General features: G+C 61.9%; 15 protein-coding genes. 6 read left to right on the top strand and 9 right to left on the bottom strand.

Annotated elements, in window-relative coordinates; genetic code table 11:
• Positions 1 to 195: 195 nt before the first annotated feature.
• A complete protein-coding gene (locus JQ611_RS23985; RefSeq protein WP_192735138.1) occupies positions 196 to 879 on the bottom strand; it encodes a L,D-transpeptidase in 684 nt (227 codons plus the stop codon).
• Positions 880 to 1267: 388 nt separating this feature from the next.
• Here JQ611_RS23985 and JQ611_RS23980 point away from each other — a divergent pair, with 388 nt between their 5' ends.
• Positions 1268 to 2245: a magnesium transporter CorA family protein gene (locus JQ611_RS23980; protein ID WP_212269682.1), complete on the top strand. Its 978-nt coding sequence runs from the start codon at positions 1268 to 1270 to the stop codon at positions 2243 to 2245.
• A gap of 196 nt (positions 2246 to 2441) precedes the next feature.
• Positions 2442 to 2672 carry a hypothetical protein gene (locus JQ611_RS23975; protein WP_212466778.1) on the top strand — a complete coding sequence of 77 codons (231 nt, stop codon included), beginning with the start codon at positions 2442 to 2444 and terminating at the stop codon, positions 2670 to 2672.
• Between the two features lie 121 nt (positions 2673 to 2793).
• On the opposite strand, the gene JQ611_RS23970 is transcribed toward JQ611_RS23975, so the two are convergent.
• Entirely contained in the window at positions 2794 to 3546 is a 753-nt protein-coding gene (locus tag JQ611_RS23970) for an SDR family NAD(P)-dependent oxidoreductase (protein WP_212466777.1), read from the bottom strand.
• Between the two features lie 19 nt (positions 3547 to 3565).
• Complete coding sequence (pdxH, locus tag JQ611_RS23965; RefSeq protein ID WP_212413145.1) at positions 3566 to 4222, bottom strand: pyridoxamine 5'-phosphate oxidase; 657 nt, start codon at positions 4220 to 4222, stop codon at positions 3566 to 3568.
• 122 nt (positions 4223 to 4344) lie between these two features.
• On the opposite strand from pdxH, the gene JQ611_RS23960 reads away from it, so the two are divergent.
• Together JQ611_RS23960 and JQ611_RS23955 are read left to right on the top strand one after the other, a co-directional pair.
• On the top strand, positions 4345 to 4749 hold the full coding sequence (locus JQ611_RS23960) for an RT0821/Lpp0805 family surface protein (RefSeq protein WP_212385872.1): 405 nt from the start codon (positions 4345 to 4347) through the stop codon (positions 4747 to 4749).
• Between the two features lie 149 nt (positions 4750 to 4898).
• A complete protein-coding gene (locus JQ611_RS23955) occupies positions 4899 to 5852 on the top strand; it encodes a DnaJ C-terminal domain-containing protein (protein ID WP_212269678.1) in 954 nt (317 codons plus the stop codon).
• 359 nt (positions 5853 to 6211) lie between these two features.
• Here the strand turns inward: JQ611_RS23955 and JQ611_RS23950 are convergent, their stop codons facing one another.
• Entirely contained in the window at positions 6212 to 6985 is a 774-nt protein-coding gene (locus JQ611_RS23950) for an anti-sigma factor (RefSeq protein ID WP_212385874.1), read from the bottom strand.
• A 94-nt stretch (positions 6986 to 7079) separates the two neighbouring features.
• Positions 7080 to 7568 (bottom strand): RNA polymerase sigma factor, encoded by a 489-nt coding sequence (locus JQ611_RS23945; RefSeq protein WP_209846728.1) that lies wholly within the window; start codon positions 7566 to 7568, stop codon positions 7080 to 7082.
• Positions 7569 to 7823: 255 nt separating this feature from the next.
• Here JQ611_RS23945 and JQ611_RS23940 point away from each other — a divergent pair, with 255 nt between their 5' ends.
• Entirely contained in the window at positions 7824 to 8423 is a 600-nt protein-coding gene (locus tag JQ611_RS23940; RefSeq protein ID WP_212269676.1) for a histidine phosphatase family protein, read from the top strand.
• Between the two features lie 170 nt (positions 8424 to 8593).
• A complete protein-coding gene (aroC, locus tag JQ611_RS23935) occupies positions 8594 to 9682 on the top strand; it encodes a chorismate synthase (protein ID WP_212269675.1) in 1089 nt (362 codons plus the stop codon).
• A 96-nt stretch (positions 9683 to 9778) separates the two neighbouring features.
• Here aroC and JQ611_RS23930 read toward each other — a convergent pair whose 3' ends face one another.
• From JQ611_RS23930 to JQ611_RS23915, 4 genes are all read right to left on the bottom strand, one after another.
• Positions 9779 to 10777, bottom strand: a complete 999-nt coding sequence (locus JQ611_RS23930) for an ABC transporter substrate-binding protein (RefSeq protein ID WP_212269674.1) — start codon at positions 10775 to 10777, stop codon at positions 9779 to 9781.
• Positions 10778 to 11020: 243 nt separating this feature from the next.
• Entirely contained in the window at positions 11021 to 11197 is a 177-nt protein-coding gene (locus JQ611_RS23925) for an ABC transporter substrate binding protein (protein WP_312012126.1), read from the bottom strand.
• A 16-nt stretch (positions 11198 to 11213) separates the two neighbouring features.
• Positions 11214 to 11747, bottom strand: a complete 534-nt coding sequence (locus JQ611_RS23920) for an isoprenylcysteine carboxylmethyltransferase family protein (protein WP_212269672.1) — start codon at positions 11745 to 11747, stop codon at positions 11214 to 11216.
• Between the two features lie 85 nt (positions 11748 to 11832).
• Positions 11833 to 12210 carry a transposase gene (locus JQ611_RS23915; protein ID WP_212269671.1) on the bottom strand — a complete coding sequence of 126 codons (378 nt, stop codon included), beginning with the start codon at positions 12208 to 12210 and terminating at the stop codon, positions 11833 to 11835.
• Between the last annotated feature and the right edge of the window lie 462 nt (positions 12211 to 12672).

Below are 12672 nucleotides of genomic sequence, written 5' to 3'. Positions count from 1 at the left end.
CCAGCTGGGCTTGCTGCGGGAGACGGCTGTGTCTTTCTGGCCGCATGGCCGCGGATCCCGTGGATTTTGGCCGACATTTTGGCCACGCCCAAGGTTTCAACCCCGCCAGCCGCGTGTTCTCCGCGACACCGACCGACAAATAAAAAACGCCGGCAAGGCCGGCGTTTTGATCTCGTTGCGATCGGATGCAGTCCGCTATTGCGTTATCGAGCTGCCGCCGCCCTGGAGCGCCATCTTCGAATTGTACGGCGAGTCACCCTGCTTGGGGTCGAGCACCACCACGATCGTGCCTTGCTTGACCTTGCTGTAAAGGTCGATGACGTCCTCATTGGTCATGCGAATGCAGCCCGAGGAAATCGATGCGCCGATATATTCCGGCTGGTTGGTGCCGTGAATCCGGAACAGCGTGTCGCGGCCGCCCTGGTAAAGATAGAGCGCGCGGGCGCCGAGCGGATTGTCGACGCCGCCGGGCACCGACGCGGGCAGGCCTTCAATGCGCTTGTGGATATCAGCGGTCGGCGTCCATTTCGGCCATTCCGCCATGTTGCCGACCTTGGCAATGCCGGAGAAGGCCAAGGCTTCTTCGCCGACGGTGATGCCGTAACGGATCGCCTTGCCGCCGTCCTGCACCAGGTAAAGATAGTGGTTGTCGGAATCGACCACGATCGTGCCGGGCAGTTCGCGGCGGTGATAGTCGACGATGGCGCGGCGGAACGGTTCGGCCACGGCAACCTTGGCGTAACGCGCCTTAGCAAGCTGGGCCTTGTCATTCGGCTTGAGCGTCGCCTCCGGCGCAGCCTGATAGCTCGTGGTCTGCATGCAGCCTGACAGCATCAGCCCTGCAGCCAGAATTCCCAACTTTGCCTTCAGCGACGTCATTGCGCATTTCCAATCGAACATATCGCGGTTAGCGCCAACTTGCGCCGCAAACGCCACGATTCCAATAATCCCATCATTGGCAAAAATCGGTAATTATTCCAGTGCTTAGACGCTTGTTCGGCGCTGCGGGAGCCTGGCTGTGGCTTTTTTGCCGCAAGTTTTTCGATTTCCGGTTGATTTATAGGCAACGCTGGCGTCCTTGCCGAATCGTGGCCACGGTACCGCCACCCCACCGCCATAAATGTGGATGGGGGGTTAATACGCCAGTCATCAAGCGCTTGCCAGAATCGCGTTTAGTCCGCTGGGTGGCGGTGTCGCGCGGGAGCGGGTCCCGGGTTCGCGTGACGACACGTCAGGACCAAAAGACTGCCCTGTTCCGGAGTTTCCCATGTTGTCAGTGTATGTCCCCTCTGAATCCACTCTGAAGAAAGTCGAGGTGCCAGAACCGGCGACTTTGCCGGAAGCCGCGGTCTGGATCGACATGGTGAAGCCGACGACCGAGGAAGACCGCGCCGTGGAGCGGCTGACCGGGATCGCGGTGCCGACCCGGGAGGACATGCAGGAGATCGAGATTTCCAGCCGGCTCTATATCGAGAACGGCGCGCGCTACATGACCGCGACGCTGATGTGCCATTCCGACACCGATATGCCGCGGACGACGGCCGTCACCTTCATCATGGCCGGTCACCGCTTGGTAACCGTGCGCTACGACATGCCGAAGCCGTTTGCCCTGGTGGAGAACAAGCTGGGGCGGTCCTGCATGCCGGGCATAACAGGCGAAATGGTGCTGATGGAACTTGTCGACGCGGTGATCGACCGTTGCGCCGACATTCTGGAGAAGGTCGGCGCCGACGTCGATCAGGTTTCCCATGACATCTTCGAACCCGAAAGCGAGCGTCACGGCCAGGCCAAGCGATATTCGCAGATCCTGATCGCGATCGGGCGCAAGGGGGATTTGACCTCGAAGGTCCGCGAGAGCCTGGTCTCGGTCGGCCGCGTCGTCACTTTCCTCTCGGCTGTCATGGAAGGCGTCAAATGGTCCAAGGACATGCGCGAGCAGCTCAAGACCATGCAGCGCGACGTCGCCTCGCTGACCGACCACGCGTCCTACCTCTCCAACAAGATCACCTTCGTGCTCGACGCCATGCTGGGCGTCGTCAATCTCGAGCAGAACAACATCATCAAGCTGTTCTCGGTGATGGCCGTGGTCTTGATGCCGCCGACGCTGATCGCCTCGATCTACGGCATGAATTTCAAGGCGATGCCGGAGCTCGAATGGGCGCACGGCTATCCGATGGCGCTGGTGATGATGCTCATGGCAGCCGTGCTGCCTTACTTTCTTTTCAGATGGAAGAAGTGGCTGTAGTCACAACCTGACTGTTGTCACCGAGGTGGCCGTAGTAACCGAGATGTTAAGGCGCGCGCATGATCTCGGGGGCATTCATGCACCTTCAAAAAAAACAGGAAGCTGCCCCAATTGTACGAGTAAAATTTGAGCGTCGCGATGAACCTTTGCGCGACGGCTTTCTGCGATAACGCAGTCACAAGCCGCGAGGACAGCAATGGTTGAAAAATTCATAACGTCACCCCGCAACGTCATCGATTTTGCGCGCTACCAGCAGGGCCGCATCGTTGGCAAGGCGCAGGCGATCGCGGCGCGGCTCTGCCGGCATTGCGGCGCTTCGCTTGCCGATGGCGAGAACGAAGACGAATGCTCCAGCGCCTTCAACGTCGAGACGCGGGACCTGCGAACCGCGCCAAGGAAAACGCGGAGCAAGTTTTACGCGGAGTGAAGCGCGCCAGCGTTTTCGCGAAGCATGGCCTCGGACTTGATCCGGGTGCATACCGGTTCGCGCAAAGAAAACGCGCCAAGGAGTTAGAGCTTCGGTTCTGATTCAATCAGAACCGATTGCTCTAGACGTGCTGGCCGCCGTTGATGTGGATCTCGGCGCCGTTCACATACGAACTGGTTTCGGTGCACAGCACGTAGATGATCTTGGCCACCTCGTCCGGCGTTCCGAGCCGATGCATCGGGATCTGCTGGTCGACGATCTTCTCGGTGCCCGGCGACAGGATCGAGGTGTCGATCTCGCCCGGCGCGATCGAATTGACGCGGACGCCGACGCGGCCGAAATCGGAGGCCATTTCACGTGTGAGTGACGCAAGTGCCGCCTTCGACGTCGCATAGGCCACGCCCGCGAACGGATGCACGCGCGAGCCCGCAATCGAGGTGACGTTCACCACCGAGCCCTTGGTGGCCTTCAATTCCTCGATCAGCCCGCGCGCCATCATGATGGGGGCGAAGAAATTCACCCGGAAAACATGGCTCCAGGTCTCGATGTCGGTATCCATGGTGCCCATCCGCGTGCCTCCAGCGGTCTTCGGCGAAATCGCGGCATTGTTGACCAGCGCGTGCAGCGCGCCGCCTTCGAGGCGTTCGCGGATTTCCGAAATCGCCCGCGTGGTATCGGCATGGTCGGCAAGATCGACCTGGATGTGATCCTCAGGCCCGGCGTCCCACGGGCAGTTGTCGGGGAAGGGATGCCGCGAGCAGGTGATGACGCGCCAGCCCGCCGATGAAAAGCGGATCACCGTGGCATGGCCGATGCCGCGGCTCGCTCCGGTCAGGAGCAGCGTGCGTCGCGGCGCATTGGTGGAAGTCGACATGTCTTTCAGGCTTTCGGCGTCAGGGGTAGAGTCGCATTTTAGTCCAAGGCTGAACTTCAGAAGCCTGGACCGGCGCGTCGCGGCGGAATTCAATGCGGTCGTGGAGGCGGAACGGACGGTCGTGCCAGAATTCGAAACGGACCGGTTCAATGCGCCAGCCGCTCCAGCCTGGCGGACGCGGCACCTCGCCGATGACGTGCCTGGCGGCAACCAGCGCGATCGCCTGTTCGAAGGCAAAGCGGCTTTCCAGCGGCTGCGACTGCTTGCTGGCCCAGGCGCCGATCTGCGCCTGCTTCGGGCGGGTGGCGAAATAGGCGTCGGCTTCTTCCGGCGTCACAGGCGACACGTTGCCGCGGATGCGCACCTGACGGCGCAGCGATTTCCAGTGAAATAGTAAAGCCGCTTTAGGATTTGCGGCGAGTTCGCGGCCCTTCTGGCTGGCGATGTGGCTGTAGAACACGAAACCATCCGCATCATAGCCTTTCATCAGCACCATGCGGACATCGGGAAGTCCGTCGGCATCGACGGTTGCGAGCGACATCGCGTTGGGATCGTTCGGCTCTGCCTTCACGGCTTCGGCGAACCACGCACCGAACAACGCAAATGGTTCCTCGGCGGCGGTAAAATCACCCGATGTTAACGGTGTCGGGTGTTTGATGGAGGTTGTGTCGGTCATGCCAGGAGTTCCAGTTGCGTCCGTTCGCGTTAGAGAGCGCGCTACAGCCCCAGTATAGGTTCGCCCTATATAGGACATGGGGACGCGTTGGCCTATCCGCGATCCGGCCGGCGGGCGCGGTGATGACCATGATTTTGATCGGCCTCGGCGCGGGCGGTTGCAGCCTGTCCCGCTCCGACGCTCTCGCCAAGCTGGAAGAAAAAGACGTGACTGGGTCGGTGACGCCCCAGGCCGCCCCTCCGGTACCGACCGAGAGCGATCTCGCCTTTGCCCGCACGGCCGCCTCCGATGTATTGACCAAGGGCGGCAAGGATTCCAGCCAGCCCTGGGAAAACCCTGAAACCGGCGCGCGGGGTTCGGTAACGCCGCTGTCCCAGGCCTATGCCTCGGACGATGGCCGTACCTGCCGGGATTTCCTGGCCAGCTACGTCAAGGATCGTGCGGAAAGCTGGCTGCAGGGCGCCGCCTGCAGGGGTGAACAAGGTCGATGGGAAATTCGTACCCTCAAGCCCTGGAAACGGAGCTAAGCTACCCCAAGAATCTTGAGGGCCCGTTTTGAGGGTCCGTTTTCAGGGGCATCGGCAGTTGCAAAAATGCCACTGGCTCCCCAGATGAAGGCAAAGCGGGCAGATCGCCCTTTAGTTAGAACCGATTTCCCGTGAAGGAGACGTGACGGATGCGCGACCCCTATGAGGTCTTGGGGGTGCCGCGGGGCGCCAGCGCTGCGGCGATCAAGAGTGCTTACCGCAAGCTCGCCAAGAAGCATCACCCCGACAACAACACCAACGATCCGAAATCCGCGGCGCGTTTTTCCGAGATCAACTCGGCCAACGAGATCATCGGCGACGAGGACAAGCGCAAGCAGTTCGATCGCGGTGAGATCGACGCCGAGGGCAAGCCGCGCTTCCAGGGCTTTCCTGGCGGCGGCCCGCGCGGCCGTGCCGGCGGTCCGGGCGGCGGCTTTGAAAGCCACACTTTCCGCGCCGGCGGCGGCCCCGGCGGCGGCGGCTTCGAGGACATCCTCAACAGCATGTTCGGCGGCGCGGCCCGCGGGCAACGTCCCGGCGGTGGCAAAGGATTTGAATTCGATACCGGCGGGATCGGCCTCGATCTCGATCTCAGCGTCGCCATGACGGTGTCGCTGGAGGAGTCGGTCAAGGGGGCCGAGAAGCGCGTCCGCTTGCCGAACGGCAAGGAGCTCAACGTCAAAATTCCGGCAGGCGTCGCCGCCGGTCAGCAAATCCGGCTGAAGGGCCAGGGCGAGACCGCGCAAGGCCATCCGCCGGGCGACCTCCTGATCACCGTCAGCATTGCGCCGCATCCCTTCTTCAAGATCGACGGCAGCGACTTGCGGCTCGATCTGCCGATCACGCTCTATGAGGCGGTGCTCGGGGCCAAGATTCGGGTGCCGACCCTCGGCGGCGCGGTCGAATTTCCGATCCCGAAGAACACCTCCAGCGGTCGCACCTTCCGTCTCAAGGGCAAGGGGCTGCCGAAGGCAGGCGCGACCGGCGACCTGTTCGTCACGACAAGGATTATTCTTCCCGACGGGAACGATGCCGAGCTTGAAGCATTGATGCAAAAGTGGCGCGACGGCCACCCTTACAATCCGCGCAGCGATTTCGGCTGACCAAAAACACGTCTAATAAAACAGCGGAGTGCGGCAGGCCATTTCCCGAACCAATTCAGGTGCTTCCCTTAAAAAGGGCGGCCTCGAAAGGGGGACCAGCGCGGTACCAAACCCCGATCGAGGCCGCTTGCGCCGATCGGCGGATCGAGCGCCGCTCATTTTCGCGTGATCACCCAGTGCGATAATGAGACGCGCCGATGTCTTGATTCCAGATTTTCGATGTCAGAATTGGGACAAACGGCTTGACGTATAGCGTTTTCGAGCGAGACCTGCCCCGCACTTGATGCGGGACGGACACCGGCTCGCGCACGGAAAGCGCATCAAACAACAAGCTTGTTCAACCGGGATGGTGAGGGCGCTCAACCCCCGGTCTTTTCCATCTGGTCATACACCGATTGGGCGATCTGCGTCAGTCGGCCACGGTCGCCGACGCTGCTCACCACCACATATGCCACGCCGCGATCGGCCCAGAACAAGGCGCTCTCCTTGCCCTCCGACGAAAATCGCATCTGCGTCGCCTCGGCTTCCGACTTTGCCGTGTAGATCGTGAAGCGCTCGCCCGATGCGCTCTCATACATCATGAACGAGGCAGGCCCGGTGGCGCCGGGCAACAGCCGCCCGCCGACCAGCTTCAACCCCGCCGCGGTCAATTCCGGCGCGCGCACCAGCCAGCCGCAGCGCTTGGTCAGCCATGCCTGCAGATGCGCGCGTTCGCTGCCGGGTACTTCGACGGGATGGCGCACTTCGACCACATAGAGCCGGTGCGCATCGAGCGCATCCGTCGTGAAACTCTGCAGCGCCGAGGGTGCTGCTGCAGCCCCGCGCGCCATCCAGCCGACACCGCCGCCGACAATGAATGCCGCCAGCGTTGCGGCAATCGCGCCGTAGAACCATTTGCGCGGCTGGCGCACCAGCCGCTCGATCTCGAGCCGCCTCGGCACCGCCTCGTCCACGATGCCGTCGTAGCGGACATGCAGCGCTTCCGCCATCGTGCGCCACGACCGCACGCGCGCCGCATCGTCGGGGTGCGCCGCGAGCCACGCTTCGACATCGCCGCGGCGCTCCGCCGGCAGCTCGTTGTCGACGTAAGCATGCAGTTCGTCTTCGGTGACGGGAATATGGGGGTCGGTCATCGTCGTCGTCTCTGTCTATTCCGGATCGGAATCTGCGTCGAACCCTGCCTAAGCATATCGCCTGCCATCACGCGTCCTGTTTGCATCACCTGCATCACTTCACCCGTCTCAGCGCTGTGCGCTCGCCCTCGAGCGAGGCTTTGACGTGCGCGCGCGCCCGGGCAAGCCGGGACATCACAGTCCCGATCGGTACGCCCTGGATGTCGGCGACCTCGCGGTAACTCAACCCTTCCAGCATCACCAGCAGCAGCACCGAGCGCTGCTCTTCCACCAGCGTCGACAACGCACGGGCGATGTCGCGGCCTTCCGCTTCGGTCCCGCTGGCGTCCGGGTTGTTGTCGAGCAGCGGCATGAATTGCGGCCGCCGCGCCAGCGATCGCCGCCGGTTCTTGTTGAGGTTGGTCAGGATCGTATAGAGCCAGCTCCTGACGTCGCCGCCGAGAAACAACCGTTCCGAACGCAACGCGCGCACCAGCGTGTCCTGCACCAGATCGTCGGCGATATCGGCGTCGCGCGCGAGCGCACGCGCGTAGCGGCGCAGCGCCGGGATCATGGCTTCGACACTTTGGCGAAACGCGGTCATTGTCACCAGATCTTCAGGTCGGTCCGGCGCGAACGCCTTATCCAGCATAACACCCAATCGATGCGTCTATTCCGCCTGTTGAGGCTTACGCAAGACAGCGTTAAACCCAAGGTTAATCCCAGGATTAGGCTCAAGCGGATTGGGGCTGTACCCCGCTGGAGTGCTGGTGTACCTCCAACCGTAATACCAAGCGCGACTGGAAGCCGCATGCCGCGCGCTCTCCCATTCGTTGCCTGAGGAATAGCCGCCAGTCCGATGCCTGCGCCTGTCATCTATTACATTCGCCATGGCGAGACATCGTGGAATGCCGAAGGGCGGCTACAGGGTGTACAGGACATTCCGCTGAACGATCTCGGCCGCAGGCAGGCGGCCCATGCCGGCAATGTCCTCGGCGATCTCTTCGCCCGCCATGGCCGCGACAAATCGGAGCTTTCGTTTGTCGCGAGCCCGCTGATCCGCGCCCGCGCGACGATGGAGCTGGTGCGCGGATCACTGAAGCTGCCGCGCGACGGCTACGCGCTCGACGACCGTTTGCGCGAGATCGGCTACGGCCAGTGGGAAGGCGCGACGCTATCAGAGTTGCAGCTGCGCGACCCCGATCTCTATGCCAAGCGCCAGATCGAGAAATGGACGGTGTCGCCGCCGGGCGGCGAGAGCTATGTCGACGTGCAGGCGAGGATGCAGGATTGGTATGCGTCGGTGGCGGCCGACACCGTCGCAGTGGCGCATGGCGGCACGGCGCGGGCCCTGATGGTGGCGCTCGGCATCGAGACGCCGCTCAGCGCCGCCGACCTGACCATCGAGCAGGGCGCCGTTTACGTCTTTCGGGACGGGGCGCTGCAGAAGTATAGTTAAGGGCGACGTTTAACACCGTCATTCCGGGGCGATGCGAAGCATCGAACCCGGAATCTCGAGATTCTGGGTCTGGTCCTTCGGACCATCCCGGAATGACGGCCTGGCGGTTTGACCGCAGGGGGCTCGCGCGTTACGACAAGTCAGAATTGACTGTCTTTCCAAGGCTCAAAATGTCCTTCAACACCTTCGGCCACATGTTCCGGGTCACGACCTTTGGCGAGAGCCACGGCATCGCGATCGGCTGCGTGGTCGACGGCTGCCCGCCGCTGATCCCGCTGACCAATGAGGACATCCAGATCGATCTCGATCGCCGCCGTCCCGGCCAGTCGCGCTTCACCACCCAGCGCCAGGAACCGGACGCGGTCAAAATCCTGTCCGGCGTGATGGCCCATCCCGAGACCGGGGTGCAGGTGACGACGGGAACGCCGATCGCGCTTCTGATCGAGAACACCGACCAGCGCTCAAAGGACTATTCCGAGATCAAGGACAAGTTTCGTCCCGGCCACGCCGACTTCACCTATGAGGCCAAATACGGCCTGCGCGACTATCGCGGCGGCGGGCGCTCGTCGGCGCGCGAGACCGCCACAAGGGTCGCGGCCGGCGCCATCGCGCGAAAGATCCTGCCCGACGTCAAGGTGCGCGGCGCGCTGGTGCAGATGGGTCCGCACAAGATCGATCGCGACAAGTGGGACTGGGACGAGATCGCGCGCAATCCGTTCTTCTGCCCGGACAAGGACAAGGCCGCGTTCTTCGAGCAGTATCTCGACGGCATCCGCAAGAGCGGCTCCTCGATCGGCGCCGTGATCGAAGTCGTCGCCGAAGGCGTGCCGGCCGGCCTCGGCGCGCCGATCTACGCCAAGCTCGACGGCGAACTGGCGGCGGCGATGATGAGCATCAACGCGGTGAAGGGCGTCGAGATCGGCGCCGGCTTCGGCGCCGCCGAATTGTCGGGCGAGCAAAACGCCGACGAGATGCGCACCGGCAACAACGGCACGCGCTTCCTGTCGAACCATGCCGGCGGCGTGCTGGGCGGCATTTCCACCGGCCAGCCGGTGGTGGTGCGCTTTGCGGTGAAGCCGACCTCGTCGATCCTGTCGCCGCGCCAGACCGTGGATCGCTCCGGCGCCGACACCGACATCATGACCAAGGGCCGGCACGATCCCTGCGTCGGCATCCGCGCGGTGCCGGTCGGCGAAGCCATGATGGCCTGCGTGCTGGCGGATCATCTGCTGCGCCATCGCGGGCAGGTCGGCGGATAGGCGATGAGCGCGAAGGGCTTGTGATGTCCGCGTTACGTCCAGAAGCGGACATCCAGGCCGGCCCTCAGCACGTCTGCTTTGTGCCAGTAGGCGACTTTATTCGATCACCTCGTCGGCGCGGGCGAGTACTGCCGGAGGAATCGTGAGACCTATTGCCTTTGCGGCCTTCAGGTTGATCACAAACTCGTATCGCGTCCCTTGGACATACGGCATCTCGCTTGGTTTGCTACCGCGCAATATCTCAGCCACCTGCGCATTAGCGACCCGAATGGCGTACTTTAGGTCCATGGAATAAGACATCAATCCTCCGGCTTCCGCCTGCTCGCGAAAAACAAACATCGTCGGGAGACCGATTTGCTGGGCGAGTTTAACGAGAAGAAAGCGATGAGCGTAGGCGTTGATAATATTTGCAATCACAAGTCCATCGGCTTGGTCCCGCTGGATGGCTTGAAAAGCGTCGCTGTATGCCTGTTCATTGACCGGAGTGGACACGGGCGCAATCGCTAACGCAATACCGAGCCTTTGAGCTGCCTCCCGCGTCGCCTTGCCGCCCGCAGCCTCCCAACCCGCTTGCGTTGAAACGAAAAGCACGTTGCGAGCCTTTGGGATGGCTTCAGCAAGCAGTTCAAGACGCTTACCCCAAAGTTCAACGCCAGCATCAATGCTAACCCCCGTAACGTTTCCGCCCGGATGCGACAGGCTGGATACCACTCCAAATCGAATCGGATCGCCAGTGATGGCAACGATGGGAATTGTGCTAGTCGCCGCTTTCAATGCGAGTGTGATAGACGTACCCGGAGCAAAGATCACGTCTGGATGCGCGCTGACGATTTTGGCTGCGAGGTCGCCATATTCCCCTGTCCCGCCAGCCGAAAACCGGTCGATGATCAAATTCTGACCTTCGATATAACCAAGGCGCTGGAGTTCCTGAAGACCCAACGTGTAACCCGAGTCGCCTCCAATCCGCATGTCGGCAACCTTTAGCGCAGGGTCAGCTAGTGCGAGCCGCTTCATCTTTGTTGGCTGCTGCGCCCGCCCAGCGATTGGAGACACGGCCAGGCCGCCGATTAGCCCAATGAACGCGCGCCGTCTCATGCCCGCCTCCCAGGATCAGGATGCGGGAAGTGTATCTGTCCAAGCCCGATGCTTGGAAGGTGTTGTCGGCGGTCGAAGGAAGTATATTTGGGTGGGGTCCAATGTCCGCCTTGGGGCATTCTGAGAAGTCCGGGCGTTCAATCGGCAGGTCGGTTTTACCCCCAACTCCGGACATCGCCTTGCACCGCGCAAACTGACGCTTTGTGCCACAAGCGGATATGCGCGCCGCCGTAAACAGCAGCGCTACTCGATCACCTCGTCCGCCCGGCCGAATAGTGTCGTTGGTACGCTTAAACCAAGCATTTTAGCGGTTCGAAGATTGATCACCAGTTCGAACTTTGCCGGCATCTGAACCGGCAACTCGTTTACGTTTGTCCCTTTGAGAATCCGCCGAGATCGGTCGCGAGCAGCGGCTCGCACAACCGCGGGCCACCGATCATTTCGCCCGCCATGGGGTCATCCGCGGTATCCAGCGCGGGACGGCGGCGCAGAACGCCTCGTACTCACTCCCAAACGTCCGCTCGAGCGTGGGTTCTTCGTACGCCACGACGAAGACGTGGAAGAAGAGCCAGAGCAGCGCGCCGTAGACGATGAGGCGCCAATCGCCTATCAGCACCGCTTGACCCAGGATGATGGCAACGACCGCGACGTATATTGGATTACGCACATAACGGTAGAGACCGGTCACCACGAGATTCCGGGTCGGCGCGATGGGCGCGGGGGTGCCGAGACCCTGCAGCGCGAAACGCGCAAATGCGTCAACGAGCCCAGGCACGCCTGCGAGAATCATTATCGCGCCGATGCCGCGCGTCAGCTCCAGACCAAGGAACGGCGGCCGGAGTTGCCAACCCGTGATCGACCATGGAACGAGCCCCGCCAGCGTACATGGGGCGACCACGAAGAAAACCGCCGAGCCCAGGACGGCAATGGTTCGTTGCACGGCGGTTCCCGACACTCGCTGCGAGCTCATTCCAAGCTCCCCTTCACGGTTTCCCGTCGTCATCCGGGTGCCGACACGCCCGCCATGTTATCCCAAAAGCGGAAACCGCGCACGACTAAAGCCAGAATGCCACGGCGGCAACGAGGCACAGGGCTGAGAAGTAGTTCCGAGCGAGTTTGTCGTAGCGCGTTGCGATGCGCCTGAAGTCCTTGAGCCTGCAGTAGCAGCGCTCGATGACGTTGCGATCCTTTAAGGCTAGCTTGTCGTGACGTATGCGTTTCTTCCGATTTGACCGGCCTGGGATCACCGGTTTGATGCCGTCCTTGCGCAGTGACTTGCGGAACGAGTTGCTGTCATAAGCCTTGTCACCGAGCAACTCGGCGATGCCGTCGAGCAGACTGACACATGCCGGCCCGACTGTGCAGTCGGCGGTGTTGCCAGGCGTGAGGATCAAGATCGTAGGGCGGATTGAGCGGAAGGCGTAATCCGCCATCCAGGTTATCGTCAGGCGCTCATCTTCGCTAGAATCTCCGCTGGTCGATCGCGTGACGATCATTCGACATAGAGCGTTTGATGCACAGACCAGTTTGCGATGTAGCCGGGGCGGCGGATTACGCCTTCCGCCTTCGCTCTCCGAGCTACGGCGGACAAGTCGGCTCCAATCCGCCCTACCGACGTCGCTGTGTCGCCTCGCATGCAAGCGTAATCTTGAGGACTGCGTGCGACAGATCAACCCGTCGGGCAAATCAATTCCGATTTGCAGAAATCATGTCAAGTCCTAAATTTCCGAAAATCAAAAACATTTCTCTTCCCTTCCACCCCAAATCACCTGCACATCAATAGCCATCCCGTCCCACTCAGAGGGGCGTCGGCCGTCGTCATGACGGGGGGCGGGGATGCGGTGGACGTTGATGTTGCGATTGACGGTCGCAGCAAAGGCGTACTGCGAAAGCGT

Source organism: Bradyrhizobium sp. AUGA SZCCT0182 (genome assembly GCF_018130185.1).
Lineage (GTDB): Bacteria > Pseudomonadota > Alphaproteobacteria > Rhizobiales > Xanthobacteraceae > Bradyrhizobium.
This window is presented reverse-complemented; position numbering and strand designations above follow the sequence as displayed.

What these genes read in the sequence shown, in the direction of transcription:
- JQ611_RS23985 (WP_192735138.1), bottom strand. Translation starts at nt 879, where the DNA reads ATGACGTCGCTGAAGGCAAAGTTGGGAATTCTGGCTGCAGGGCTGATG.
- JQ611_RS23980 (WP_212269682.1), top strand. Translation starts at nt 1,268, where the DNA reads ATGTTGTCAGTGTATGTCCCCTCTGAATCCACTCTGAAGAAAGTCGAG.
- JQ611_RS23975 (WP_212466778.1), top strand. Translation starts at nt 2,442, where the DNA reads ATGGTTGAAAAATTCATAACGTCACCCCGCAACGTCATCGATTTTGCG.
- JQ611_RS23970 (WP_212466777.1), bottom strand. Translation starts at nt 3,546, where the DNA reads ATGTCGACTTCCACCAATGCGCCGCGACGCACGCTGCTCCTGACCGGA.
- pdxH (WP_212413145.1), bottom strand. Translation starts at nt 4,222, where the DNA reads ATGACCGACACAACCTCCATCAAACACCCGACACCGTTAACATCGGGT.
- JQ611_RS23960 (WP_212385872.1), top strand. Translation starts at nt 4,345, where the DNA reads ATGACCATGATTTTGATCGGCCTCGGCGCGGGCGGTTGCAGCCTGTCC.
- JQ611_RS23955 (WP_212269678.1), top strand. Translation starts at nt 4,899, where the DNA reads ATGCGCGACCCCTATGAGGTCTTGGGGGTGCCGCGGGGCGCCAGCGCT.
- JQ611_RS23950 (WP_212385874.1), bottom strand. Translation starts at nt 6,985, where the DNA reads ATGACCGACCCCCATATTCCCGTCACCGAAGACGAACTGCATGCTTAC.
- JQ611_RS23945 (WP_209846728.1), bottom strand. Translation starts at nt 7,568, where the DNA reads ATGACCGCGTTTCGCCAAAGTGTCGAAGCCATGATCCCGGCGCTGCGC.
- JQ611_RS23940 (WP_212269676.1), top strand. Translation starts at nt 7,824, where the DNA reads ATGCCTGCGCCTGTCATCTATTACATTCGCCATGGCGAGACATCGTGG.
- aroC (WP_212269675.1), top strand. Translation starts at nt 8,594, where the DNA reads ATGTCCTTCAACACCTTCGGCCACATGTTCCGGGTCACGACCTTTGGC.
- JQ611_RS23930 (WP_212269674.1), bottom strand. Translation starts at nt 10,777, where the DNA reads ATGAGACGGCGCGCGTTCATTGGGCTAATCGGCGGCCTGGCCGTGTCT.
- JQ611_RS23920 (WP_212269672.1), bottom strand. Translation starts at nt 11,747, where the DNA reads ATGAGCTCGCAGCGAGTGTCGGGAACCGCCGTGCAACGAACCATTGCC.
- JQ611_RS23915 (WP_212269671.1), bottom strand. Translation starts at nt 12,210, where the DNA reads ATGGCGGATTACGCCTTCCGCTCAATCCGCCCTACGATCTTGATCCTC.